The sequence below is a fragment of the Sphingobacterium sp. B16(2022) genome (assembly GCF_012030425.1).
In the GTDB taxonomy this organism is placed as follows: domain Bacteria; phylum Bacteroidota; class Bacteroidia; order Sphingobacteriales; family Sphingobacteriaceae; genus Sphingobacterium; species Sphingobacterium anhuiense.
Genome location: NZ_JAAUVN010000021.1, coordinates 1 through 270, shown reverse-complemented (window position 1 = coordinate 270; position 270 = coordinate 1). Strand labels below are relative to the sequence as shown.

Below are 270 nucleotides of genomic sequence, written 5' to 3'. Positions count from 1 at the left end.
AGCTATGGCACCTTCCAAGTTTTTGTTTTAAATCTGTTACTTTCAGATCTGGTGGTGCCAGCTGGATTCGAACCAGCGACACAAGGATTTTCAGTCCTTTGCTCTACCGACTGAGCTATGGCACCTTCCAAGTTTTTATTTTGAATCTGTTACTTTCAGATTTGGTGGTGCCAGCTGGATTCGAACCAGCGACACAAGGATTTTCAGTCCTTTGCTCTACCGACTGAGCTATGGCACCTTCCAAGTTTTTGTTTTAAATCTGTTACTTTC

Annotated in this window: 2 tRNA genes; both read right to left on the bottom strand. The window is 43.0% G+C overall.

Annotated features, from left to right (window positions below):
* Positions 1 to 49: 49 nt before the first annotated feature.
* Positions 50 to 125: transfer RNA gene (locus HCX49_RS25270), tRNA-Phe, on the bottom strand.
* Between the two features lie 37 nt (positions 126 to 162).
* Positions 163 to 238, bottom strand: a tRNA-Phe gene (locus HCX49_RS25265).
* Positions 239 to 270: the final 32 nt, after the last annotated feature.